This window comes from Janthinobacterium violaceinigrum (assembly GCF_009208555.1).
GTDB classification, from domain to species: Bacteria; Pseudomonadota; Gammaproteobacteria; order Burkholderiales; family Burkholderiaceae_D; genus Janthinobacterium; species Janthinobacterium violaceinigrum.
Genome location: NZ_WFLI01000021.1, coordinates 44279 through 68313, shown reverse-complemented (window position 1 = coordinate 68313; position 24035 = coordinate 44279). Strand labels below are relative to the sequence as shown.

Here is a 24035-nt window from a genome sequence, read left to right as displayed (position 1 = left end):
GCATCAGCGCGGTCATCCAGGAGCCGACCCTGCGCCAGCAGATGAAGACCATCAAGGTCGGCGACCAGCAACTGGATCTGTTCGCGCATGACGTCTCGACCAGCACGCCCCCGGCGGTGCGCCCCACGGCACCGCCAGCGCCGCCCGTGGTGACGCCGGTGCAGCTTGCGCCACCGCCCGCGCCCCCTGTCGCTCACCCCGCCCCATCCCCCCTGCCTTCCCCGCCACGCACCGCCGATGGCCCGCCATTGCGCCAGCTGCAGCTGGGTAGCCACCTGGTCGAATTCGCCCTGCGCCGCTCCACGCGCCGTTCCATCGGCTTCATGATCGACGATAACGGCCTGCGCGTGACCGCGCCAAAACGCGTCACCCTGGCCGAAATCGACAGCGCCATCCGCGCCAAACAGGGCTGGATCGTCTCGAAGCTGCTGGAACGGGGCGAGCGCAAGGTGCAGCGTTTGCAGCGCCCGCCCGTGGCATGGGTCGATGGCGCCGTGCTGCCCTATCTCGGCGGCGAAATCACCTTGCGATTGCACCAGGCGCCGCGCCACCGCGCCAGCTTCCAGCGCGAGACGAACGAATTGCACGTATGGGTCACGCCCGCGGGCAGCGAGCAGCAATTGAAGGAAAAAGTGAAGGGCTGGTTCCAGCACGAGGCGCGCCAGCTGTTCGAAGCGCGCCTGGACCTGTACGCGGACAAGCTGGGCGTGCGCTACGACTCGCTGTCGCTCTCGTCGGCCGGCACGCGCTGGGGCAGCTGCACCATCGAGCGCAAGATCCGCCTGAACTGGCGCCTGATCCACTTCGCCCTGCCGCTGATCGACTACGTGGTGGCGCACGAACTGTCGCACCTGCTGGAAATGAACCACAGCCCCCGCTTCTGGGCCACCGTGGAATCGATCTATCCCGACTACGACGGCGCCAAGCAGGCGCTGAGGAAACGCTCGCAGGAGCTGCCCGTGTTGTTCGCGTAGGCCGGATCAGGCCACAGGCCCTCATCCGGCAACGTGATTGGCAATATTACGGCAACAGCGGCTTGATGGCCGCTAGCGTGCGCGGCGTGGCGCCCCGGTGCTGGTTGGCAAACGCCAGCGCCTGCTCTCCCATGGCCGCCAGGCGCGCGGGGTCCTGCAGCAAGGCCGCCGCTTGCGCCATCAGCGCGTCGGCGTCCGCCACCAGGGCGGCGCCGCCGGCGGCAATCGCCAGCTCGGTCACCAGCGCAAAGTTGAAGGTGTGGGGGCCGATCAGCACGGGTTTGCCCAGGGCCGCCGGCTCGATCAGGTTTTGTCCGCCCAGAGGCAGCAGGCTGCCGCCGACGAAAGCGCAATCGCAGGCCGCGTAATACGCAAACATCTCGCCCATCGAGTCGCCCAGCAGCACCTGCGTGCCCGCCGCCACGGCATCGCCCTGCGCCAGGCCGGACCTGCGCTGCACGGCCAGGCCGTGCGCCGCGATCAGTTTTTCCACCTCGTCGAAACGCTGCGGATGGCGCGGCACGATCAGCAGCAGCACATTGGCAGGCAGGCTGGCGCGGGTCAGGGCATCGAGGATCAATTGTTCCTCCCCTTCGCGCGTGCTGGCGCACAGCAGCACGGGCCGTGCGCCGATGGCGCCGCGCAGCCAGGCGCCCGTCGCCAGCGCCGCCTCGGGCACGACCACGTCGAACTTGATGCTGCCCGTGACGACCACGTCCTGCACGCCCAGCTGGTGCACGCGCTGCGCGTCGTCCTGCGTCTGCGCCGCCACCAGGGTGATGCCGCGCGCCGCATCGGCAATGAGCTTGCCGAGGCGCTGCGCCTTGCCCAGCGAACGCTGCGACAGGCGCGCATTGGCCAGCACCACGGGCACGCCGTGGCGGTTGCATTGGTGGATCAGATTCGGCCATACCTCCGTCTCCATCAGGATGCAGATGCGCGGCGCGAAATGGCGGATGAAACGGGCCGGCATGGCGCCCGTGTCGTACGGCAGATAGCTTTGCACCAGGCGCGCGCCGTGCCTGGCAAACAGCGACTTGCCCGTGGCGCGTCCCGTCGGCGTCATGTGCGTGAGGACGATGCGGCACGCGGGCCATGCGGCCAGCAGCGCATCGATCAGCGGCTCGGCCGCGCGCGTCTCGCCGACGGAGACCGCATGCAGCCAGATCGTGGCGGGCGCAGTGCCGGCCTGGCGTCCGTAAAAGCCCAGGCGCTCGCCCCAGTGCTGGCGGTAGCCGGGTTCCTGGCGGCCGCGCAGCCACAGCCGCGCCAGCACCAGGGGCAAGGCCAGCCACCAGGCAAGGGTATAAAGAAGTCGCATGATAGGTAACGTTGAGGTCAGGCGGGAGGATATTCGGCCAGCAGGCGCTGCGCCGCGGCCAGCACTTCCGGCACGCCGGGCGGCGCGCCTTTGTCGCCCAGGTTGATGATTTTCGGCGACCAGTTGCCTTCCGTTTTCCACAGCGGCGAATCGGCATAGATTTCCACCGTCGGGCGCAGGAAGGCGGCGGCGATATGCGTCAGGCCCGTATCGACGCCGACCACCAGCGCCGCGTGACGTGCCAGCAGGGTGGCGTCGGCCATCGACAGCTTCGGCAGCACGCGCGCGTTCGGCAGGCCGGCCGCCAGCTGTTCGGCTTCCGCCTTTTCCTTGGGCGAACCCCAGGGCAGCAAAATCGGCATCGGCGCCAGCGCCTGGCCCAGCGCGATCCAGTGCTGCGGCGCCCATTTCTTGGCGTCGCGCGCCGTGCCGTGGAAATACACGCAATATGGCGCATCGCCCATCCAGTCCGGGCGCGGCTCGCTGCCAGATAATTCCGGCAAGCCGAAATCGGCCGGCGTGTCGGCCGCGTAGCCCAGCGCCGCGGCGGCCACCAGGCGGCCGCGCGCTACCGCGTGCGTGCGCGGGTCGAGCGGAATGCTTTTCGTATGAAAAATGCGCGAGATGCCTTCGTAGCCGGAACCTTCGCTGCCATTGGCCAGGCCGACTTTCTGTCCGCCCGGCGCCAGGCGCGCGGCGCCCATGATGATGCCCGTCTTGAGCAAGCCCTGGGTATCGAACACGTAATCGTAGCGCGTCTGGCGCAGGCTGCGGAAGAAGGCGGCGATTTCCGCGCGCGTCTCCTTCTTGCCCAGGCTCTTGCGCCAGCGCCGCAGCGCAAACGGGAAAATGGTATTCACGCGCGGATTCAGGCGCACCAGGCTGGTATAGCCTTCCTCGACCACCCAGTCGATGGTCGCATCCGGATAATGGCGGGCGATGTCTGCCACCATGGGCAGGTTATGCAGCACGTCGCCCAGCGAAGACACCCGCACCAGCAGGATTTTCAGGGGCGCCCGTGCGCCTGGTTGACCGGCCATGCTGTCAGAACGGCAGAACGGCGTCAGGCTTGGCGGCCAGGATCACGCTCTTGAACTGCCCCTGGATGCGCGCCAGGGCTTGCGGCGTCTCCGCCTCGAAGCGCATGACGATCACCGGCGTGGTGTTCGACGAGCGGGCCAGGCCGAAACCATCCGCATACTCCACGCGCAAGCCGTCGATGGTGATGATCTGCTCATTGCCGGGGAAAACGGCGTCGCGGCGCAGCGTGTCCATCAGGGCGACGTTCTCGCCTTCCTTCAGTTCCAGGTGCAGTTCGGGCGTGCTGTCGGACTGCGGCAGGGAGTTCAGCAAGGCCGATGGATCGGTTTCGCGCGTGAGGATTTCCAGCAGGCGCGCAGCCGAATACAGGCCGTCGTCGAAACCGTACCAGCGGTCCTTGAAGAAGATATGGCCGCTCATTTCGCCGCCCAGCGGCGCACCCGTTTCACGCAGCTTGGCTTTCACCAGCGAGTGGCCCGTCTTGTACATCAGCGGCACGCCGCCATGCTTGCTGATCCACGGCGCCAGGTGGCGCGTGCATTTCACGTCATACAGGATCTGCGCGCCCGGATGGCGGGTCAGCACGTCGGCGGCGAACAGCATCATCTGGCGGTCAGGGTAGATGATCTGGCCATCCTTGGTGACCACGCCCAGGCGGTCGCCGTCGCCGTCGAAGGCGATGCCGATTTCCGCATCCGTCTCGGCCAGGCAGCGGATCAGGTCTTGCAGGTTTTCCGGGTGCGCCGGGTCCGGATGGTGGTTCGGGAAATTGCCATCGACGTCGCAGAACAATTCGATGACGTCGCAACCCATGCCGCGGAACAGATCGCCCGCGAACGCGCCGGCCACGCCATTGCCGCAATCGACGGCAATCTTGATCGGGCGCGCCAGCTTGACGTCGCCCAGGATGCGCTCCAGGTAGGCGGCGCGGATATCGTGCGTGGCGTAGGCTCCCGGCGTGGCGCTGGCGCTGCCGTCGTGCGCGACGATGCTGTGGTACAGCGCCTGGATCGCTTCGCCGTGGATCGCCTCGCCGGCCAGCACCATCTTGAAGCCGTTGTAATCGGGTGGATTGTGGCTGCCCGTGACCATGATGCCGGAGCGCGTGTCGAGCACGTTCGTGCCGAAATAGACCATCGGCGTGGCCACCACGCCCAGGTCGATCACGTCGACGCCTGCGGCTTGCAAGCCCTGCGCCAGCGCCGCCGTCAATTCAGGTCCCGACAGGCGGCCATCGCGGCCGATCACGACCCGCTGCTCGCCCTTGGCCAGCGCGGCCTGGCCAAAGGCCTGACCGATCTTGTAGGCCACGCTGGCATCGAGGGTTTTAGCGATGATGCCGCGAATATCGTAGGCCTTGAAGATCGTTCTGGACAATGGAAGCATGGTGTGTGCGGTATAAGTAAGGGTATCGATAGAGTGCGTGGCAAGGTGCAGCGCGAAACTGCCAGCTTGCTACTGCGCCAAGAGTATACCGAATTATACGCGCAGCAGATCGATAGACTTGCCCGATTCCACCCATTGCTTGACCCACAGCGGCTGGCGGCCACGGCCTGTCCATTGCTCAGTCGCATTGTCCGGATGGCGGTAACGCACGGCGACCTTGCCCGCCCGCGGGTGCAGGCCGTCGAGTATCAGCTGTTTCAGCGGAATGCCCGCTTGCTGCGCGATGGCCATGATCTGTTCGCGCGCCTTGTTCAAGTCGTCACGTTCGCGGCTGTTCAATTCCTGCTTGACATTATCTTCCAGTTTGCGCAATTCCTGCATCGTCATCGTCGACAGATCCATTCCGTATATCCTTTACATTAATTGAATTAATAAAATTACGTGAAATATACTACATTGTATAAATATTTGCGCATCGCAACATAATCTATCGTTATTTGAATCGCGGCCAGCGGTTTATTTACCCGCCCAACATTAAGATTAAATGAAGAATATGCGGAAATAAGGCATGAAGAATGCATTAATATGAATAAAATAACATTCCAATTGGCCTGCGGGTAACTGTTTGCAGGACTGGCCGGTGCAGCCAGCCATTTCGGCAATCGGGCCGGGAAATTATTATCGATATACGGCAGCGGCGCATTAAGCGGAAGTAAATGCCGCTCCGGCTTAATCCGTATCCGGTTGTTTCCGGCCTGCCGCGCCCACGCGCAATCAGGCGCTTGCCGGCAATGTCTCCAGCGCCAAAGGGCAGCCGTGCTTATAATGCATGCGCGTCGTTCACTTCACTCTGGCACATATGAAAACTTACTTTATCGGCGATCTGCAAGGCTGCCATGCACAAACCGTCGAACTGATCGAGCGCATCCAGGCGGCGGCAGATGGCCCGTACCGGCTCTTGTTCGCCGGCGACCTGATCAACCGTGGTCCCGCCTCGCTGGCCACCCTGCGCCACGTGCATGCGCTGGCGCAGCAGGGCCTGGCCGACAGCGTCCTGGGCAACCATGACTTGCACTTGCTGGCCGTGGCCAACGGCATCCGCCCGGAGCATGCGTCCGATACGCTGGCCGACATCCTCGACGCGCCCGACCGCGAGGAATTGCTCGCCTGGCTGCGCCAGCGCCCGCTCGCCTTGCAGCACCAGGGCCACGTGCTCGTGCATGCGGGCTTGCTGCCGCAATGGAGCGCCTCGCAAGCCCTGTCGCTGAGCGAGGAAGTGTCCGCCATGCTGCGCAGCGACGGCTGGGTGGCGTTCCTGCGCACCATGTACGGCAATGAACCGGCCGCCTGGCGCGACGACCTGCAGGGTGCCGACCGGCTGCGCTGCATCGTCAACGCCATGACGCGGCTGCGCTTTTGCACGCCGGACGGCGTCATGGATTTCAAGATGAAGGAGAGCGGCAGCGCGCCGCCGGGCTCCGGCCTGCTGCCCTGGTTCGACGTGCCGGGACGGCGCAGCGCGGGCGACACCGTCGTCTTCGGCCACTGGTCGGCGCTGGGGCTGCAGCTGCGGCCCCACCTGATCGGCCTCGATAGCGGCTGCGTGTGGGGCGGCAAACTCTCCGCCGTGTGCCTGGAAGACCGCTCGCTGCTGCAAGTCGACTGTCCCGCCTTCCAGCAACACAGCGGCAAGCGCTAAGCTGCATGGCGCGCATATGCTTAGTCGAAAACGGTCGTTTGCCTTGCCGCGCCTGCGCCGTATGATGCAGCTTTTGCCTTTGCCATCCCATGCATCCTGATACCGACAGACTGGCGCGCTGGCTGCTCGGCAGCCTGGAACTCGACACCGCCGTGCTGCATGTGGGCCAGTACTGCGGCCGCTGGCGCGCTTCCACGGCGGGCCGGGAACTGGGCAGCTTTCACCTGGTGCTCGATGGCCACTGCTACCTGCATCTCGATGGCGCGGCGCCGATTGCGCTGGGCCCGCGCGATGGCGTCTTCCTGCTGCGCGACTTGCCGCACTTCCTCAGCCCCCATGGCGACCCGGCGCAGGCGGTGAGCGCGCAAACGATGCTGCCGCTGCAGGCGTCCACGGACGGTCCGGCAACGGCGCTGGCCTGCGGCTTCTTTCAGTTTCGCGGCGCCCTCTCCGCGCTGATCGTCGACTCGTTCCCCCCATATCTGCTGATACGCGGCGACGCACCCGCCTTCAGCGCCGCCACCGCGCTGTTCGACCTGATCCTGCTTGAAGCCGGCGGCGATCCGGAACAGCCGTCGCCCCTGATCGCGCGCCTGGTCGAACTGCTGTTCTTCTACCTGATCCGCCATGTGGCGCAGGGCGAGCAAGTGGCGGCCGGCCTGCTGTCGCTGCTGCACCAGCCCGCATTTTCGCCGCTGCTCGAACGCATGCTCGACGCTCCCGCCGCCGACTGGTCGATCGAGAACATGGCCAAGGCCGCGTGCATGTCGCGCGCCAGCTTCTGCAAGCATTTCGCCAGCGCCAGCGGCCACTCGCCGGCCCAGTTCCTGCTCCTGCTGCGCATGAAGATCGCCGCCCGGCGCCTGCACGACGGCGTCTCCGTCGAACGCGCGGCCGAACTGGTGGGCTACCGCTCGCACGCCGCGTTTACGCGCGCGTTCAAGCGGGTCACGGGCGAGCAGCCGGGCGCCTACCGGCGCGACCAGCGCCAGCGCCAACTGGCCAGCTGAAGTCCAGCGGACATCAAGGTTTGCGCAATCAAAGACGAACGAGCACAAAAGGACGACGCTGACGTCTGTTACGTGCACGGCATGGCCGATATAATGGCCGGGTGACTTACTAAACTAGCAAGGTACCCCATGTCCCGTCTGACGCTGCACACCCTCGACACCGCCCCGGCCGATAGCCGCCCCTTCGTGGAAAAAGCCATCGCCAACAACGGCTACCTGCCCAACCTGATCGGCGTGCTGGCCAATGCGCCGCTGGCGCTGGAAACGTATCTGACCGTCTCCGGCATCAATGCGCGCGCCAGCCTGAGCCTGATGGAACGCGAAGTGGTGCAAATCACGGCCGCGCGCATCCACGGCTGCGATTTCTGCATCGCTGGCCACAGCGCCATCTCGCTGAAAAAAGCAGGCCAGACACCGGACACCGTGCGCGCCCTGCAGCACGGCCAGCCGACGGGCGACGCGCAACTCGACGCCGTCGCCGCCTTCGCCACGGCCGTCATCGCCACGCGCGGCGCCGTCGCCGACGGCGACTATCAAGCCTTCCTGGCCGCCGGCTACAACGAACAGCAGGCGCTGGAAGTCGTGCTGGGCATCAGCCTGGCCACCCTGTGCAATTTCTCCAACAGCCTGGCCGGCACGCCCGTCAATCTGCAATTGACGCCCTACCTGCCTGGCGCCGTCTGACATGGTCAAGCTCCCTCACTGGCTGCACATGCATGCCGACCAGCTCGACCAATCGTCGGACCTGGCTGAAACCGTTTTGCCGGCGCTGGCCGGCGACCAGCTGCTGCGCATCGGCGTGCCGCAGGAACACGGCGGCGCGGGCGGCGACGTGCGCGACGCCATCGACGCCATCGCCACAGTGGCCGAGCAATCGGTAACGGCGGCCTTTGTCTTCTGGGGCCAGCGCTGCTTCATCGAATTCCTGCTGCAAAGCGAGAACCGCGCGCTGGCCGAACGCCGCTTGCCTGGCTTGCTGTCCGGCGCGCAGGCGGGCGCCAGCGGCCTGTCGAACGCCATGAAATTCTTGTCCGGCATCGAGCAGCTGCAAATCACGGGCGCGCGTCACGCCGATGGCTTGCTGGTCGACGGCGGCCTGGCCTGGGTGACGAACTTGCGCAAGGCGGGCTTTGTCGCGGCAGCCGCCGTGGCGCCCAACGATGGCGCGCCCCCCGTCATCGTCGCCTTCGACAGCAGCACGGCAGGCGTGCAGCGCAGCGACGACCTGGACCTGATCGCCCTGCGCGGCAGCAATACGGCCTCCGTCAAGCTGGCGCAGGTGCACATTCCCGCCGCCGATATCATCAGCGACAATGCGCCAGCCTGGCTGCCGCAGGTGCGCCCATCGTTCCTTGGCATGCAGTGCGGCCTGTCGATCGGCCTGGCACGCGCCAGCCTGGCGCAGGCGGCGCAGATCTCGGCCGGCTCGCGCAACCAGCTCACGCCCCGCATCGAAGCGCTGCAAGCGACCCTGGAGGCAGCCGTCGCTACCTTGCTGGCCGGCGTACACGATGGCCGCTTCAAGACGCAGGCGCCAGCCATGTTCCGCCTGCGCATACAGCTGGCCGAACTGCTGCAGCAGGCGCTGATGCTCGAACTGCAGGCCATGGGCGGGCGCGCCTACCTGAACGGGGAGCAGCAGGGTTTTGCCCGCCGCTGGCGCGAATCGTCGTTCATCCCCATCGTCACGCCCAGCCTGACGCAATTGCAGGCGGCCCTGCAGCTGTTCGACAGCCAGCAGGCCGCCAAGGCCGCGGGAGCGCAGGCATGACGGCAGCAGCGGAACCGCAACAATGGGCGCTGCAGGCGCAAGATCTCGGCTATGCCTATCCCGGCACGGCGCCCGTGTTCCAGCACGTCTCGCTGGGTGTGCGCAAGCGCGAAATCGTCTGCCTGCTGGGCGGCAGCGGCTGCGGCAAATCGAGTTTGCTGCGCGTGCTGGCCGGCTTGCAGCCGCCATCCACGGGCGAGATTCAATTTCTCGACGCGCCCATGCGCGAACCGGACCCGCGCAGCGCCCTCGTGTTCCAGCAGGCGAGCCTGCTGCCCTGGCTCAACGTTACGGGCAATGCCGGTTTCGGCCTGGACTTCAAGCATCAGCCGCAGCTCACGCGCGACGCGCACCAGGCGCGCGTGGCGCAAGCCATCGAGGCGGTGGGTCTGAAGGGCCGCGAGAAACTGTATCCGTCCGCCCTGTCGGGCGGCATGGCGCAGAGGGTGGCGCTGGCGCGCGCGCTCGCGCGCGAACCGGAACTGCTGTTCGCCGACGAGCCGTTTTCCGCGCTCGATGCCATCACGCGCGCCGAGATGCAATCGCTGCTGGTCGACGTGGTGCACCGCTGGCATACGGCCGTGCTGCTGGTCACGCACGATATCGATGAAGCGATCCTCGTGGCCGACCGTATCTTGCTGATGGGCGGCAAGCCTGGCAACATCGTGCGCGAGTGGCCCGTCGCCATCGCCCAGCCGCGCATCGGCCACAGCGCCGACGTTATCGCGCTCAAGATGGACATCCTCGACGCCCTGCAAGCGCTGCAAAAGCAGGATCACGCACCTGCCTTCGCCCAACTTTAATCGACCGGAACACGCCCATGACATTCCAAGATCACAACAAACCCCTGCACATCTGCGCCTCGTCCGACTGCGACTGCGGCCTGACGCGGCGCGACTTCCTGCGCATGTCCGCATTGGCCACGGCCAGCGTCGCCTCGCCGCTGCTGTTCGCCGGCGACGCCATGGCCCAGCAGGGTCCGAAAGGCGACGACCAGCCCGTGAAGATCGGCTACCTGCCCATTACCGACGCCACTCCGCTGCTGGTCGCCCACGCGCGCAAGCTGTTCGAAGCGGAAGGCTTGCAGGCCGAGACGCCGCGTTTGTTCCGCAGCTGGGCGCAGATCATCGAAGCGTTTGTCGCCGGCCAAGTCAACGTCATCCATCTGCTGTCGCCAGCCACCCTGTGGGTGCGCTACGGCGCCAAGTTCCCCGCGAAAGTCGTGGCCTGGAACCACGTCAACGGCTCCGCGCTGACGGTGGCCAACGAGATCAACAAGGTCTCCGACCTGGGCGGGCGCACGGTCGCCATCCCGTTCTGGTACTCGATCCACAACATCCTGCTGCAGCAGATCCTGTCCGCCAACGGCCTGACCCCGGTCACGCGCGCGCGCAACGCGGCCATCAAACCGAATGAAGTCAACCTGATCGTGCTGGCGCCGGCCGAAATGGTCTCCGCCCTGGCCAGCAAGTCCATCGCCGGCTACATCGTGGCAGAACCGTTCAACGCGGCGGCGGAAAACGCCGGCATCGGCAAGATCCTGCGCTTCTCGGGCGACGTGTGGAAAAACCATGCGTGCTGCGTCACTTTCCTGTCCGAGCGCGACATCAATACGCGTCCCGAATGGGCGCAGAAGGTCACCAACGCCATCGTCAAGGCGCAGCTGTGGACACGCTCGAACCAGGTCGACACGGCCAAGCTGCTGTCGAACGTGGGCGAAAACCGCTACACGCCGCATCCGCTGCAGGTGCTGACCAAGGTGCTGGCCACCACCGATTACGCCGGCTATGAAAAGCAGGGACTGATCGTGCACAAGAACTGGCAGCAGCGCCGCATCGACTTCCAGCCGTATCCGTTTGCCTCGTACACGGAAGAACTGGTGCGCGCCATCGGCCGCACCAAGGTCGAAGGCGATACGCGCTTCCTGTCCAGCCTTGATCCGAAGTTCGCCGCGCGCGACCTGGTCGATGACCGCTTCGTGCGCAAGGCCATCACCGCCGTGGGCGGCCCGGCCGCCTTCGGCCTGCCGGCCAACCTGCTGCGCAGCGAAACCGTGGCGGTCTGACGATGGCAAGCAAGTTGTTCACGAAGTTCGGCCTGCCCCTGGTGGGGCTGGCCTGTGCCTTGCTGCTGTGGTCCGTGGGCGTGACGGCGCTGGAGAAATCCACGCCGATCGCCGCCGCCTTTGCGCCGCTGCCCACGGCGCTGGCGTTCAAGGAAATGCTGGGCGGTTCGGATATCTGGCTGCACGTGGTATTGAGCCTGCAAAGGGTGGCCGTGGGCCTGGGACTGGCGATCGTCATCGGCGTGCCGCTGGGCGTGCTGGTGGCCATGTCGAAAAACTTTTCCGGCGCGGCCATGCCCCTGTTCCAGCTGCTGCGCATGATTTCGCCGCTGTCGTGGATGCCGATCGCCGTGATGGTGCTGGGCGTGGGCGACGCGCCCGTGTACTTCCTGCTGGCGTTTGCGGCCGTCTGGCCGATTTTGCTCAATACGGCGGCCGGCGTGGCGCGGCTCGATCCGAACTGGCTGCTGCTGGCGCGCAGCCTGTCGGCCACGCGCAGCGAGATCGTGTTCAAGGTGATTTTGCCGGGCATCACGGCCGATATCCTGACGGGCGTGCGCCTGGCCATCGGCATCATCTGGATCGTGCTGGTGCCGGCGGAAATGCTGGGCGTCTCGGCCGGCCTCGGCTACTTCATCCTCGACACGCGCGACCGCCTCGCGTATTCGGAGCTGATGGCCGCCATCGTGCTGATCGGCATACTCGGCTTCATCCTCGACTACCTGGCCCGCGCCGCGCATGCACGCTGGCTGCACGTGAAGGGTTAGGCCGCCTGCTCCAGCGGCAGCGCGGCGGCCACCGCCGCCTGCGTTGCCGCCGCCAGGTCGCGCCGGTGCGCGTCCAGGGTCGTCACCGGCGCCAGGCAAGTCAAGCGCGCCGTGATGGGCGGGCCGCTCAGGATCGCCACCATGCTTTGCGCAAAACTCATCTCGCCGATGAAATCGACGGCATGGTGCAGCGCTCCCTTGTCATCCACATACACGAGCGCGAACGGCTGCACCGGCACTTGCGCGTCGATGGCCGCCTCGAACAGGTTGGCGTGGAACGGCAGGATCTGTCCCTGCGCGGCGGTCGTACCTTCGGGGAAGAACGCGATGCGCTCGCCCGCCGTCAACTTGTCCACCAGGCCCTGGAAGATCAGGCGCAAATCGCGCTTGCTGCCGCGCGAAATGAAGATGGTGCCGGCGCGTCCCGCCAGCCAGCCCAGGATCGGCCAGGCGCGGATTTCCGCCTTGGCGACGAAACGGCATGGGTGGACGGCATTGATGACGAAGATGTCGAGCCACGACACGTGGTTCGCCACCACCATCGCATGGTCGAGCGCCGGCACGCTGTCTGCCGGCTGCGCCACGTGCACGCCGCAGATGTCGAGCAGCTGCGTCGACCAGCGGCGGATGCGCCGGTTGCGGCCCTCCAGGTCCAGCCAGGGAAAAAGCACGGCGCTCTTGGCCATGCCGCAGCTCAGGTGAATGGCGATGCGCGCGAGGCGGTAGGTAAGCAGAAGTTTCAAATGACACCAACAAATAAACCAGAACCGAAATCCGGGAGCAGACAAGGGATGCCGGGGCTGCATGCCCCGGTCCATGGATCTGATTTTTTAACGCTGGAACGCCACCTGTCCAGCCACGATGGTCGCCTTGACGATGCCGCTCAGCTCATAGCCGAGGAAAGGCGTGTGCTTGCCCTGGCTGGCCAGCGAGGCCGACGATACGGTCCAGCGCGCGGCCGGGTCGAAGACGCAGATGTCGGCCGCTTCGCCCACGGCCAGGCTGCCCGCCGGGATGCCCGCCACACGGGCCGCGTCGGCCGTGACCTTGGCCACGGCGCGCGCCAGCGGACGGGCGCCCGCTTGCGGCTGCGCCAGCGCATAGTCGTCGGCCCATTTGAGGGCCAGCGACAGCAGCAGTTCCAGGCCCGTGGCGCCCGGCGACGCTTCGCCGAACGGCAGCAGTTTTTCATCGTCGTCGACGGGCGTGTGGTCCGAGCACATGGCGTCCACGGTGCCGTCGAGCAGGCCCGCGCGGATCGCATCGCGGTCGCGCTGGCTGCGGAACGGCGGCGTGACCCTCGCGTTCGGGTCGAAAAAGCCGATGTCGGCGTCCGTCAGGTGCACATGGTGCACGCCCACGTCGCAGGTGACGGGCAAGCCTTCCGCCTTGGCCGCGCGGATCAGGTCCAAGCCGGCCGCCGACGAGATGCGGCACAGGTGCACGCGCGCACGGCTGGCGCGCATCAACTCGAAAATCGTGTGCAGCGCGATGGTTTCCGACATCACGGGCACGCCGGACAGGCCCAAGCGCGAAGCCAGCGGACCGCTGTGGGCGATGCCGCCGCGGCCGATGTGCGGATCCTGCGGACGCAGCCAGACGGTGTAGCCAAAGGTGTTCGCATACTGCATGGCGCGCAGCAGCACGGTGGTGTCTTCGATCGGCTCTTCCGCCTGGGCAAAGCCGATGCAGCCCGCTTCCGTCAGCTCCGCCATTTCCGTCAGCGACTGGCCCTTCAAGCCCATGGTCAGCGCGCCCAGCGGGTGCACGTGGGCCTTGTTCTGCGTCTTGGCACGGTATTTCAGCATTTCCACGAGGCCCGGCTCGTCGAGCACGGGATCGGTGTCCGGCGGGCAGACCAGGCTCGTCACGCCGCCTTGCAGCGCCGCCTGCAGTTCCGATTCCAGGGTCGCCTTGTATTCGTAGCCGGGCTCGCGCAGGCGCGCGGACAGGTCGACCAGGCCGGGGGAAACCACCAGGCCGGCCGCGTCAAACGTGGTGTCGGCCTTGAAGCCGGCCGGGGCGCTGCCCACGGCCAGCACTTTGCCGTCGGCGATAAACAGGTCTTGCAAGCCATCGATGCCGTTGGCAGGGTCGATCAGGTGGCCGTTCTTGATATGTAGTGTCGTCATGCTCGCTTACTCGTCCTTGGGCTATCAGCCCTGATTACCAGCCAAAATACTCATCACCGCCATGCGCACGGCGATACCGAACGTCACCTGCGGCAGGATCACCGCCTGCGGACCGTCGGCCACGGCCGAATCGATCTCCACGCCGCGGTTCATCGGGCCCGGATGCATGACGATGGCGTCCGGCTTGGCCAGCGCCAGGCGTTCGGGCGTCAAGCCGTAGCTCTTGAAATATTCCTGCGCCGACGGCAGCAGCGCGCCGCTCATGCGTTCATTCTGCAGGCGCAGCATGATGATCACGTCGACGCCCTTGAGGCCTTCATCCATGTTGGTGAAGGTGCGCACGCCCATCTGCTCCAGGCCGCCCGGCAGCAGGGTGTGCGGGCCGATGGCGCGCACTTCCGGCACGCCCAGCGTGGTCAGCGCGTGGATATCGGAACGGGCCACGCGGCTGTGCAGGATGTCACCCACGATGGCCACCGTCAGGTTCGTGAAATCCTTCTTGTAGTGGCGGATCGTGTACATGTCGAGCAAGCCCTGGGTCGGGTGCGCGTGGCGTCCGTCGCCCGCGTTGACCACGTGGACGTGCGGCTGCTTCGTGTCGATCAAATGCTTGGCGATCAGATAGGGCGCGCCCGACTGCGCGTGGCGCACGACGAACATGTCGGCGTGCATGGCAGACAGGTTGTCGATGGTGTCGAGCAGGGACTCGCCCTTGCTGGCCGACGAGGCCTGGATGTTCAGGTTGATGACGTCGGCAGACAAACGCTTCGAGGCGATCTCGAAGGTGGTGCGGGTGCGCGTGGAGTTTTCAAAGAACAGGTTGAAAACGCTTTTGCCGCGCATCAGCGGCACCTTCTTCACGTCGCGGTCGGAAATGCCCACGAACGAGGAAGCCGTATCGAGGATGTGGTTGACGATAGACTTCGGCAAGCCTTCAATCGTCAGCAGATGTTGCAGTTCGCCGTGTTTATTCAGTTGCGGATTAAGCATGGTGGGTATCTATGGTGAGCGTGAATTTTCCATCGTCGGCTTGCTTCAGGACCAGGGCCTGGCCCGCCGGCACGGCGGTGAAGGCGGCCACGAAATCGGCGGCCACCGGCAGCTGGCGCTCGCCGCGGTCGACCAGGGCGGCCAGCATGATCTTGGCCGGACGGCCGTAGTCGAACAATTCATTGATGGCCGCGCGCGTGGTGCGGCCCGTGTACAGCACGTCGTCGACCAGCAGGATGGTGGCGCCGGCCACGTCAAAGCTGATCTGCGTCGGCTTGACGTCCGCATGCAGCCCTTTCTGGGCGAAGTCGTCGCGGTAGAACGAGACGTCGAGCACGCCCAGGCGGTCGACCAGGTTCAGGTCGCGCGCCAGGCGTTCCGCCAGCCAGGCGCCGCCCGAATGGATGCCGACGATGGCCACGTTGGGGATGCCCGCCAGGCCGTTCTGCACTTGCTGCAGCAAGACCGCGTACAGGGCCTCGGCGTCGAGTTGGGAAGGATTCGTAGGATGCGGCATAGAGTTCTTAATCATTCAGGATTGGGGACTAGGGTCAGATTAATAGTTCGCGTCGAAATACTGTTGCAGGATGATGGCGGCGGCGCGGTCGTCGATCACTTCGCCGCGTTTGGCGGCAATGACGGCCGAGGAATAGCGCTCGTCGACCAGTTCCACGGGCAGGTTGAAGCGGCCATGCACCTGGTTGGCGAAACGGCGGCAGCGCGCGCTCATCTCGTGTTCCGTGCCATCGGGATGGCTGGGCAAGCCCACCACGATGCGGCTCGCGCCCCACTCCTTGATCAGGCTATCGATGGCGGCAAACTTCGGTTCATTCGCCGTGGCCGTGATCACGCTGAGCGGCTTGGCCTGGCAAATCATGGTATTGCCGATGGCCACGCCGATGCGTTTCAAACCGAAATCGAAGGCGAGGATGGTGTCGATGGCGTCACCGCTCATGCGTGGCCAGCCTCGCTGGCGAGCATGAGCGGATCGATGCCCAGCAATTTGATGGCCGCCACGTAGCGCTGCTCGATGGGGAAGTCGAACAGGATGTCGGCCGAGGCGCCCACCGTCAGCCAGCCGTTGCGGCCGATCTCGTCTTCCAGCTGGCCCGGGCTCCAGCCCGAATAGCCGATGGAGACCAGCATGCGCTCGGGACCATCGCCCTTGGCGACGGCTTCGAGCACGTCGATCGAGGTGGTAAACGCGATTTCATCCGTCACCGTCAGCGACGAGGAATAGCGCGCGCCCGGCGTATGCAGCACGAAGCCGCGGTCATCCTGCACGGGGCCGCCGAACATGATCGGTTCGTTGATGATGGGCGTATCGCTGCCGGCAGCCAGTTTCAGGTCGATGCGGTCGAACAGCACTTCCATGGTCATGTCGGTGGGTTTGTTGATGACGACGCCCAGCACGCCGTTTTCATTATGTTCGCAAACGTAGACGACCGTGCCGCCGAAGATCGGATCTTGCATGGCCGGCATCGCGATCAGGAAATGGTTGGCCAGATTCAGGGTGGAGGAACCGGTCGCGGCCGGCTCTCCAACACCCTGCATCAAACGATGCCCTGGTAGAGTCTGGTCGATTTTGCTCTTTTTCATACGCGATGCTCTCTCTGTGGCCTTGCTGGCAAGTCTCGCTTACCCCGCTATCGTACGCCTGGCGCACGCTGCCGCGGATGTTGGGCGGCGAGAAGCGTGATGCCAGGCGCTATTCTTGTTATATTGTAAATTTGTTATACATTCGCTTGGCCATGCGGCCACGTCATGTACGCTTTGCAACTTGCGACCTATCCAGCATCGCCGCGCTTGCGCGCGCATTGCCATGCCAATTGTAAAATTGATTGCACAATCGCTGTCGCACATAAAACACCACGAACATAGCCGCTAGTTTACACTGAATTGCCGCCGCAGCGACGCCAAAGGCACGACGCGAGCGGCCATAAAGCCCTGTTGGCGGCAAAAAATAGCCTATCTTTGACCCTGAACACGCGAAATAATGACAATCAAGACTTCCCTGGTATGGTTCCGGCGCGATTTGCGCGCATTTGACCATGCTGCGCTGCACCACGCCCTGCGCCAGAGCCAGGCCGTGCATTGCGTCTTCGTTTATGACACCGCCATCCTGGCAGCGCTGCCGCGCCGCGACCGGCGCGTCGACTTTATCCATGCCAGCGTGGCCGAGCTGGCCGACGAACTGCGCCAGCTGGGCGGCGACCTGATCGTGCTGCACGCGGACGCCGCCACGGCCATCCCCCGCCTGGCCGCCGAATTGAACGCCGACGCCGTCTTTGCCAACCACGACTACGAGCCGCAGGCGATCGCCCGCGACGCCGCGGTGGCCGCCGCGCTCACGCACGAGGCGCGCCTGTGGTTCAGCTTCAAGGACCAGGTCATCTTTGAAAAGGACGAGGTGCTGACCCTGTCGGCCAAGCCGTACACCGTCTACACGCCGTACAAGAATGCGTGGCTGAAGAAAATGCGCGCCGAACCCGCTTGCCTGGCGCCATACGACATCGAGCCGCATGCGGCCAGCCTGGCCCCGCCGCGCGCCGGCACGCCCGCCGCCCTGCCCACTTTGGGCGAGCTGGGTTTCGAACCGAGCAACCTGGCCGACCTGGCGATTCCGACCGGCATGTCGGGCGCCAGCGCACTGTTCGAGGATTTCCTGCCGCGCGTGGTCCGCTACGACGTGGCGCGCGATTTTCCCGCCTTGAAGGGACCGTCCTACCTGTCCATGCACCTGCGCTTCGGCACCGTGTCGCTGCGCTACCTGGTGCGCACCGTGGTCGACCTGATGGACCGGGGCGGCGGCGATGGCGCCCCCGTGTGGCTGGCAGAGCTGATCTGGCGCGATTTCTACGCCATGATCCTGTACCAGAACCCGCATGTGGAAGGCGGCGCCTTCAAGCCCGCCTACGACGCGATCGCCTGGGAAACGGGCCCCGAGGCCGATGCCGCGTTTGCCGCCTGGTGCGAGGGACGCACCGGCTATCCGCTGGTGGACGCGGCCATGGCGCAGCTGAACCAGACGGGCTATATGCACAACCGCCTGCGCATGGTCACGGCCTGCTTCCTGATCAAGGATCTGGGCATCGACTGGCGCCGCGGCGAAGCGTATTTCGCGCTGCACCTGAATGACTTCGACCTGGCCTCGAACAACGGCGGCTGGCAATGGGCCTCGTCGTCCGGCTGCGATGCGCAGCCCTACTTCCGCATCTTCAACCCCATCACGCAATCGGAAAAATTCGATGCGAACGGACGCTTCATCCGCCGCTACCTGCCACAGCTGAAGGCGCTGGGCGACAAGGAAATCCATGCGCCCTGGCTGGTGCCGCGCATGCTGCTCGAACAGAAAAACATCGTGCTGGGACGCGACTATCCGGAGCCCCTGGTGCAGCACGACGAAGCGCGCAAGGAGACGCTGGAACGCTATGCGGTGGTAAAAGTGGTGGCGTAGGCCGGATTAGCGGGCGCTTCGCGCTGCCCCGGCCTGCACCGGCCTATGCCACGCCGCCGCCCAGCAGGCGCGCCACTTCCGCCAGCAATTCCTCTTCCTGGAACGGCTTGCCGAAATACGCATCCACGCCCAGTTCGAACGCGTGCGCGCGGTGCTTGTCGGCGCTGCGCGAGGTGATCATGATGACGGGGATGGCGCGCGTCTTGTCATCGCTGCGCACATTGCGCGTCAAATCGAAGCCGTCCATGCGCGGCATCTCCACGTCCACCAGCAGCAGGGCCGGCATGGCGGCCGGTTCCAGCGCATGCAGCTGCTCCAGCGCATCGATGCCATCCTTGGCCAGCAATACCTGGTAGCCTTCGCGTTCGAACAGGCGCTGCATCACGCGGCGCACCGTCAGCGAATCGTCGACCACCAGCACGCGGACGGACGGCGCGGCCAGCGCGCTAGAAGCGGCATGCTGTTCGCTGCTGGCCAGCGCATATTGCGACAGCAGTTCCGGATGATGTTCCAGGTGCTGCGCCAGCGCCACCGGATTGAGGATCAGCACGATATCGCCCGTGCCCAGCACCGTGGCGCCGGCGATGCCCGGCATGCGCGCCAGCTGCGGCCCCACATGCTTGACCACGACCTCGCGGTTGCCCACCACGTCATCGACCTGCAGCGCCAGCCTGTCGTTGCCGTTCCTCAGCAGGAGCACGGGCGCATAGCGCTGCATGGCCTGCACCGCCGGCGTCTCGCCCAGCATGGCCGACAGGTGGTGCAGCGCCAGCGACTGGCCGTGCGACTCGATGCATCCGGCCGCCCGCACTTGTTCCAGCTGCTCGCCTTTCAGGTGCAGCACCTGCTCCACCAGTACCGATGGCAAGGCATAGGTCTTGCCGTTCGCCGCCAGCAGCACCACTTGCGTAACGGCCAGGGTCAGCGGCAGGTGGATGGTAAAGCGCATGCCCAGGCCGGCCTGCGTCAGCGTCTCCACGCGCCCGCCCAGGGCCAGCGCTTCGGAACGCACGATGTCCATGCCGAAACCGCGCCCGGCCAGTTCCGTCAGGCTGTCGGCGGTGGAAAAACCCGGCGTAAAAATCAGTTCGGCCGCCTGCGCGTCCGTCAATGGCGCACCGGTTGCCACCAGGCCGGCGCCGTGCGCCTTGGCGCGGATGCGTTCCAGGTCCAGTCCCGCGCCATCGTCGGAAAAGGCGATCGCCACTTCATTGCCCTGCTGGCTGACCTGCACCAGCAGCTCGCCCGTCTCGCTCTTGCCGGCCGCCAGGCGCGCGTCGCGCGGCTCGATGCCGTGCACGATGGCGTTGCGCAGCAGGTGCTCAAACGGCGCCGCCATGCGTTCCAGCACGCTGCGGTCGATTTCCACGCCGCCGCCGCGGATGTCGAGGTTGACGCGCTTGTCGACTTCCTTGGCACTTTGCCGCGCCACGCGGAACAGGCGTTCGGCGATGCTGGAAAACGGCACCATGCGGATCTGCATCAGGTCGCGCTGCAGCTCGCGCGTCAGCCGCGCCTGCAGCACCAGGTCGTCCGTCACCGCATCGACGCTGTGGCTGAGGTTTTCATGGAAGGACGCCACGTCGTTGACGCTTTCGGCCATCATGCGCGTGAGTTCCTGCAGGCGCGTGAAGCGGTCGAATTCGAGCGGATCGAAATCGCGCTCGCTGCCGACGGCCATGCGCGAGGCGATCTGCGATTCGGCCTGCATTTCCACTTCGCGCAGCTGGCGCCGCAGGCGCGCCAGATTGTCGGAAAACTCGGATAGCGAAGCGCCCAGCACGCCCACTTCATTTTCCATCTTCGAGCGCGTGATCGACACTTCGCCGGCCTGGTTCACCAGGCGGTCGAGGATGTCGGCGCGCACGCGCACCAGCGCCGCCTTCGGTTCGGCGGCCGGCGTATCCTCCATGCCGGGCAAGGGCAGCAAGGGCTGCTGCAACTGCTCGAACAAATGCAGCGCATGGTCGTAATGGGCCAGCAATTCCTCGAAGGCCTGCGGCGTGGCGGTGCCCGCGTGCAGCATGTTTTCGATATGCGTCTCGATTTCATGCGCATGCTGGCCCAGGCGCATGGCGCCGGCCATGCGCGCGCTGCCCTTCACCGTATGCAGGGTGCGCAGCAGCATCTGCGCCTGGCCGCTGTCGTGCGGCTGCTGCTGCCAGCTGCGCAGCGCTTCGCCGATCTGCGGCAGCAGGTCGGCCCCCTCCTCCAGGAAGACGGACAGCAGATCCAGGTCGAGTTCATCGCTGATGCCGGCGCTGGCCGCCAGCAGCGCAGCCGCATCGGCCGGCATGATGGCCGGCGCTGGCGCATCCGGTGCTTCCGGCGCGGCGTGTTCCAGCGGCGGCGCGTGCTCGAAGCCCGCGTCGAACAGATCGTCGCTGGCGCCGATGTCGGCCGCGGGCACGGCGGCGGCTGCAGCCGGCTGCAGGGCGTCGGCGACGATGCTCGCATACGCCGCCTCGAACAGGGTCTCGAGCTGCGCCGCGGGCACCGCGGCCAGTTCTTCACCCTGCACTGCGTCCTGCTCTGCATGCTGCTCCGCGTGCTGCTCTGCGGCCGGCGCTGCCGCAGGCTGCGCCGGCGTGCCGACGATGCTGGCGTAAGCGGCGGCAAACAGGGCGTCGAGCCGCGCTTCCCCGCTCTCGCCGGGCGGCGCCGTCAATGCGCGCCACAGGGTGTTGAGCGCTTCGATCATGTCCGGCTGCGCCGGCGCCAGGTCGCCCAGCGCGAACGCCTGCAGCATCTGCGCGATGCGCTGCGTGGCCTGCTCCAGCACGTCGTGCTGTTCGGCGCGCAGGCCGGCCAGCGGCGGCACCACCGTCTCGATCACCGTCTCGAGCGCGTGCGCCAGGTCGCGCAGGGACTGGAAACCGACCGTGCCCGACGTTCCCGCCAGCGTGTGCACGGCTTGCAGCGCATCGGCGCTGACGGCGCGCTGCTCATGGCGCCATTCGCCGAAGTCGCGCGTCAGCACGCGCAGCAATTCATCCGTCTCGGCCAGGTAGATGTTGTACAAGGGCAGGCTGATACGCAGCTCGCCCACGTGCTTGAGGTGATCGTCGGGCGCTTCGTGCGCGGCGGGCGCCGTGGCGGATGGAAAGCCGATCACGTTGCCGTTGCTGGCCACGGGCACGGGCGCCGGCGGTCGCGGCTTGCGCAGTTCGAACGGCCCGCCTTCGCGCACGCGCTCGGCCGCCGCCAGCAGCAGGCCGGCCTCGCGCTCGCGTCCTGCGCCGCCTTCCAGTTCGGCCACCCATTCGCTGAGCTGGTACCAGCCGTAATTGAGCAAGGTGAACAAGTCGTCGCTGGCGGGGCGCGCCTCGGCCAGCCAGGTATTCATGACGCGCTCGATGGCGCCGGCCGCCTCGGCAAACTGCGCCAGGCCGATCATGCGGCTGCTGCCTTTCAGGGTGTGGAACGAGCGGCGCAGCATGGCCAGGTGGTCGCCGCTGGCCGCCTGCTCGCGCGGCAGGGCCAGCGTGGTATCGATAAAGGCCAGCACTTCGCGCGCTTCGGCGATGAAGATGTCGAGCATCTCCGCGTCGACATCGGTCACGGCGGGCGCCGCATTCACGCCGGCAGGCGCGGCGGGCGCCAGGGTCTGGTCGAGCAAGGGCACCGGCACGGCACCGGCGGCGGCGACTTTTTCAAATGGCAGGGCGCGGAAGGTGCCGGCAGCGGCATCGAAATGGAAACGCCCGCTGGCCGCTTGCGCGTTGCGGCCCAGCATATCGACAAAAAATCCCAGCGCGCTGACATTTTGCGCGATCTCGTCGAGCGCCTCGGCGTGCGCCTCCGCATTGGCATCCGCCTTGGCATCGCCACCGGCCAGCTGCCGCACGGCAGCGTCGACCTGCAGCACGGCAGCGCGGGCGTCTTCCTGTCCCAGCCCGGCCAGCTGCTGCTGCAGCTGCTCCAGCACAGGCGCGACGCCGTCGAGGGTGCCCGCCCGCTCGCGCGACGCATCCGCGTAATAGGCGTTGAGCACTTTTTCCACCTGGCGCAGGCCCGTCTTCATTTCCTCGGCCAGCGCGGCGACGGTCTGACCCTGTTCGATCTGGCGCGACAATTCGCCCGCGGTGACGGACGGCGGCGCTTCGCCAGCCAGCAGCGCCTGCAGGCGCGCGGCGATGGTTTCCGCATTGCCGGCGAAATCGTCGGGCAGGCGGCGCACCTGCTCCAGCCCCGTGTCCGCAAACAGCAGCGCCATGCCGATTTCATTTTCCAGCGCCGCACTGCGCCCGCTGGCCACGGCCTGCTGCGCCACGGCCGCGCATTGACGCAGCAGGCCGGCCAGGGCTGGCTGCTTCAGGATCTCGGCCTGCGCCGCCACCTGCTGCAGCGACTGTTCGAATGCTGCGCCCAGGGCGGGATCGAGGTCCGCTTGCGCCAGGCGGCTCCAGCTGGCGCGCGCCTGCGCCAGGGCCGCGCGGGCGCCTTGCAGGGCATCCTGGTCGACCTGGCCGTAGCGCCGCGTTTCCAGGTCGGCGGGCACCTGTCCCTCGAGCGCGAAAGCGGCACGCAGCTGGCGTGCCTCCGGCGTCGGCTCGGCGGCCGCCGCGATGAAGAACAGGGCGTCGCGCAGCATCGCTTCGGGCAGGCTGGCCGTGCCCTGCGCCAGGCGGCGCAATTGCAGGTTGATCAATCCGAACAGCTGCTTGACGTTGAGCGCACCCATGCCCTCGCCGCTGGCCGCCAGTCCCGCAAACGCCTGCATGGCGAACCAGAAGGTGCGCGCTGGCGCTTCCTGCTGCGCATCGGCCACCAGGATCAGGGTGGCGTGCAGGTCGCCGGCGTGCTGGCGCCGCGCCGCATCGTCCTGCGCCTTCAGGAACGGCAGCAGCGATTTTTCAAAGCGTCCGCGCCAGGCCGGATAGTCGGCCGCCGGAGGCGCGTCCGCCAGCGCGACCGCATGCCCTTCCAGCATGGCCGAGGGCGGGAAGAACAGGTCGGCCGGGTGGATGCGCTCGGCGCCCAGCATGGTTTGCAGGTCGCGGTAGTAGGGGAACAAACGCGTCGGCTGCGGCGGCGTGCCGGCCACCAGGTCTTCCAGGTATTCGATGAGGGCCTGGTACAGCCCGGCGACAATCTGCGCATGGTCCAGCGTATATTCCAGGCTGCCGTCGCGAAAGCGCGCCAGCGCCTGTTCCGCGCCGTCCGTCAGCAGGCCGGCGCCGGCCACGTCCACCATCACCAGCGCGCCATGCGCCTGGTGCAAGTGCGAGCGCGCATGCTGCAGGGCCGTGGCGCGTTCCTCGCGCTCGCGGCCACCCGCTTCGAACAGGGCCGTTTTCGAACGGCCCAGCGCCTCGCGGATTTCCACCATCACCCACGACAAAGGTTCGCTGTCGAACGGCTTGGACTGCTGTGGACTATCAGGTGTGCTCATGCATGCCTCGGTAAGGAAATCGTAACG

At 66.2% G+C, this 24035-nt stretch carries 20 protein-coding genes; 9 read left to right on the top strand and 11 right to left on the bottom strand.

Annotation, left to right across the window (positions count from 1 at the left end):
• Positions 1–41: 41 nt before the first annotated feature.
• Complete coding sequence (locus tag GCN75_RS17880; protein ID WP_152283684.1) at positions 42–974, top strand: M48 family metallopeptidase; 933 nt, start codon at positions 42–44, stop codon at positions 972–974.
• 46 nt (positions 975–1020) lie between these two features.
• On the opposite strand, the gene waaA is transcribed toward GCN75_RS17880, so the two are convergent.
• The 4 genes from waaA to GCN75_RS17860 all read right to left on the bottom strand — a co-directional run bounded on the left by waaA (position 1021) and on the right by GCN75_RS17860 (position 5124).
• The gene (waaA, locus tag GCN75_RS17875; RefSeq protein ID WP_152283658.1) at positions 1021–2295 is read right to left on the bottom strand and encodes a lipid IV(A) 3-deoxy-D-manno-octulosonic acid transferase; all 1275 of its coding nucleotides are present in this window, start codon (positions 2293–2295) and stop codon (positions 1021–1023) included.
• 17 nt (positions 2296–2312) lie between these two features.
• Entirely contained in the window at positions 2313–3335 is a 1023-nt protein-coding gene (waaC, locus tag GCN75_RS17870) for a lipopolysaccharide heptosyltransferase I (protein ID WP_152283657.1), read from the bottom strand.
• 4 nt (positions 3336–3339) lie between these two features.
• Positions 3340–4722 (bottom strand): phosphomannomutase/phosphoglucomutase, encoded by a 1383-nt coding sequence (locus GCN75_RS17865; RefSeq protein ID WP_152283656.1) that lies wholly within the window; start codon positions 4720–4722, stop codon positions 3340–3342.
• Positions 4723–4815: 93 nt separating this feature from the next.
• Entirely contained in the window at positions 4816–5124 is a 309-nt protein-coding gene (locus GCN75_RS17860) for an H-NS histone family protein (protein WP_152283655.1), read from the bottom strand.
• A gap of 457 nt (positions 5125–5581) precedes the next feature.
• Between GCN75_RS17860 and GCN75_RS17855 the strand changes: the two genes are divergently transcribed.
• From GCN75_RS17855 to GCN75_RS17825, 7 genes are all read left to right on the top strand, one after another.
• Positions 5582–6421 carry a symmetrical bis(5'-nucleosyl)-tetraphosphatase gene (locus GCN75_RS17855; protein ID WP_152283654.1) on the top strand — a complete coding sequence of 280 codons (840 nt, stop codon included), beginning with the start codon at positions 5582–5584 and terminating at the stop codon, positions 6419–6421.
• Positions 6422–6510: 89 nt separating this feature from the next.
• On the top strand, positions 6511–7431 hold the full coding sequence (locus tag GCN75_RS17850; RefSeq protein ID WP_152283653.1) for an AraC family transcriptional regulator: 921 nt from the start codon (positions 6511–6513) through the stop codon (positions 7429–7431).
• A gap of 129 nt (positions 7432–7560) precedes the next feature.
• Positions 7561–8115: a carboxymuconolactone decarboxylase family protein gene (locus GCN75_RS17845; RefSeq protein ID WP_152283652.1), complete on the top strand. Its 555-nt coding sequence runs from the start codon at positions 7561–7563 to the stop codon at positions 8113–8115.
• A 1-nt stretch (position 8116) separates the two neighbouring features.
• Entirely contained in the window at positions 8117–9202 is a 1086-nt protein-coding gene (locus GCN75_RS17840; RefSeq protein ID WP_152283651.1) for an acyl-CoA dehydrogenase family protein, read from the top strand.
• On the top strand, positions 9199–10005 hold the full coding sequence (locus tag GCN75_RS17835; protein ID WP_152283650.1) for an ABC transporter ATP-binding protein: 807 nt from the start codon (positions 9199–9201) through the stop codon (positions 10003–10005). The genes GCN75_RS17840 and GCN75_RS17835 overlap by 4 nt, the downstream gene beginning before the upstream one ends.
• A gap of 17 nt (positions 10006–10022) precedes the next feature.
• Entirely contained in the window at positions 10023–11267 is a 1245-nt protein-coding gene (locus GCN75_RS17830) for an ABC transporter substrate-binding protein (protein WP_152283649.1), read from the top strand.
• A gap of 2 nt (positions 11268–11269) precedes the next feature.
• Positions 11270–12034: an ABC transporter permease gene (locus tag GCN75_RS17825; protein ID WP_152283648.1), complete on the top strand. Its 765-nt coding sequence runs from the start codon at positions 11270–11272 to the stop codon at positions 12032–12034.
• On the opposite strand, the gene GCN75_RS17820 is transcribed toward GCN75_RS17825, so the two are convergent.
• The 6 genes from GCN75_RS17820 to GCN75_RS17795 all read right to left on the bottom strand — a co-directional run bounded on the left by GCN75_RS17820 (position 12031) and on the right by GCN75_RS17795 (position 16710).
• A complete protein-coding gene (locus GCN75_RS17820; protein WP_152283647.1) occupies positions 12031–12777 on the bottom strand; it encodes a lysophospholipid acyltransferase family protein in 747 nt (248 codons plus the stop codon). The two genes, GCN75_RS17825 and GCN75_RS17820, sit on opposite strands and share 4 nt — an antisense overlap.
• An 87-nt stretch (positions 12778–12864) precedes the next feature.
• On the bottom strand, positions 12865–14166 hold the full coding sequence (locus GCN75_RS17815; protein ID WP_152283646.1) for a dihydroorotase: 1302 nt from the start codon (positions 14164–14166) through the stop codon (positions 12865–12867).
• 24 nt (positions 14167–14190) lie between these two features.
• Positions 14191–15156 carry an aspartate carbamoyltransferase catalytic subunit gene (locus tag GCN75_RS17810; protein WP_034746695.1) on the bottom strand — a complete coding sequence of 322 codons (966 nt, stop codon included), beginning with the start codon at positions 15154–15156 and terminating at the stop codon, positions 14191–14193.
• Positions 15149–15673: a bifunctional pyr operon transcriptional regulator/uracil phosphoribosyltransferase PyrR gene (pyrR, locus tag GCN75_RS17805; protein WP_152257954.1), complete on the bottom strand. Its 525-nt coding sequence runs from the start codon at positions 15671–15673 to the stop codon at positions 15149–15151. Before pyrR ends, GCN75_RS17810 begins: the two co-directional genes overlap by 8 nt.
• A 39-nt stretch (positions 15674–15712) precedes the next feature.
• Positions 15713–16111: a Holliday junction resolvase RuvX gene (gene ruvX, locus GCN75_RS17800; RefSeq protein WP_223278885.1), complete on the bottom strand. Its 399-nt coding sequence runs from the start codon at positions 16109–16111 to the stop codon at positions 15713–15715.
• Positions 16108–16710 (bottom strand): YqgE/AlgH family protein, encoded by a 603-nt coding sequence (locus GCN75_RS17795; RefSeq protein ID WP_035822086.1) that lies wholly within the window; start codon positions 16708–16710, stop codon positions 16108–16110. The genes ruvX and GCN75_RS17795 overlap by 4 nt, the downstream gene beginning before the upstream one ends.
• A 442-nt stretch (positions 16711–17152) precedes the next feature.
• Here GCN75_RS17795 and GCN75_RS17790 point away from each other — a divergent pair, with 442 nt between their 5' ends.
• Complete coding sequence (locus GCN75_RS17790) at positions 17153–18613, top strand: cryptochrome/photolyase family protein (protein WP_152283645.1); 1461 nt, start codon at positions 17153–17155, stop codon at positions 18611–18613.
• A 43-nt stretch (positions 18614–18656) separates the two neighbouring features.
• On the opposite strand, the gene GCN75_RS17785 is transcribed toward GCN75_RS17790, so the two are convergent.
• Positions 18657–24008, bottom strand: a complete 5352-nt coding sequence (locus GCN75_RS17785; RefSeq protein WP_193317556.1) for a hybrid sensor histidine kinase/response regulator — start codon at positions 24006–24008, stop codon at positions 18657–18659.
• Between the last annotated feature and the right edge of the window lie 27 nt (positions 24009–24035).

Bases quoted from the DNA above. Each gene is read 5' to 3' on its own strand.
- pyrR (WP_152257954.1), bottom strand. From the start codon at position 15,673: ATGCCGCATCCTACGAATCCTTCCCAACTCGACGCCGAGGCCCTGTAC.
- GCN75_RS17810 (WP_034746695.1), bottom strand. From the start codon at position 15,156: ATGCTTAATCCGCAACTGAATAAACACGGCGAACTGCAACATCTGCTG.
- ruvX (WP_223278885.1), bottom strand. From the start codon at position 16,111: ATGAGCGGTGACGCCATCGACACCATCCTCGCCTTCGATTTCGGTTTG.
- GCN75_RS17850 (WP_152283653.1), top strand. From the start codon at position 6,511: ATGCATCCTGATACCGACAGACTGGCGCGCTGGCTGCTCGGCAGCCTG.
- GCN75_RS17860 (WP_152283655.1), bottom strand. From the start codon at position 5,124: ATGGATCTGTCGACGATGACGATGCAGGAATTGCGCAAACTGGAAGAT.
- waaA (WP_152283658.1), bottom strand. From the start codon at position 2,295: ATGCGACTTCTTTATACCCTTGCCTGGTGGCTGGCCTTGCCCCTGGTG.
- GCN75_RS17795 (WP_035822086.1), bottom strand. From the start codon at position 16,710: ATGCAGGGTGTTGGAGAGCCGGCCGCGACCGGTTCCTCCACCCTGAAT.
- GCN75_RS17785 (WP_193317556.1), bottom strand. From the start codon at position 24,008: ATGAGCACACCTGATAGTCCACAGCAGTCCAAGCCGTTCGACAGCGAA.
- waaC (WP_152283657.1), bottom strand. From the start codon at position 3,335: ATGGCCGGTCAACCAGGCGCACGGGCGCCCCTGAAAATCCTGCTGGTG.
- GCN75_RS17830 (WP_152283649.1), top strand. From the start codon at position 10,023: ATGACATTCCAAGATCACAACAAACCCCTGCACATCTGCGCCTCGTCC.
- GCN75_RS17845 (WP_152283652.1), top strand. From the start codon at position 7,561: ATGTCCCGTCTGACGCTGCACACCCTCGACACCGCCCCGGCCGATAGC.
- GCN75_RS17825 (WP_152283648.1), top strand. From the start codon at position 11,270: ATGGCAAGCAAGTTGTTCACGAAGTTCGGCCTGCCCCTGGTGGGGCTG.
- GCN75_RS17880 (WP_152283684.1), top strand. From the start codon at position 42: ATGAAGACCATCAAGGTCGGCGACCAGCAACTGGATCTGTTCGCGCAT.
- GCN75_RS17865 (WP_152283656.1), bottom strand. From the start codon at position 4,722: ATGCTTCCATTGTCCAGAACGATCTTCAAGGCCTACGATATTCGCGGC.
- GCN75_RS17815 (WP_152283646.1), bottom strand. From the start codon at position 14,166: ATGACGACACTACATATCAAGAACGGCCACCTGATCGACCCTGCCAAC.
- GCN75_RS17790 (WP_152283645.1), top strand. From the start codon at position 17,153: ATGACAATCAAGACTTCCCTGGTATGGTTCCGGCGCGATTTGCGCGCA.
- GCN75_RS17835 (WP_152283650.1), top strand. From the start codon at position 9,199: ATGACGGCAGCAGCGGAACCGCAACAATGGGCGCTGCAGGCGCAAGAT.
- GCN75_RS17855 (WP_152283654.1), top strand. From the start codon at position 5,582: ATGAAAACTTACTTTATCGGCGATCTGCAAGGCTGCCATGCACAAACC.
- GCN75_RS17840 (WP_152283651.1), top strand. From the start codon at position 8,117: ATGGTCAAGCTCCCTCACTGGCTGCACATGCATGCCGACCAGCTCGAC.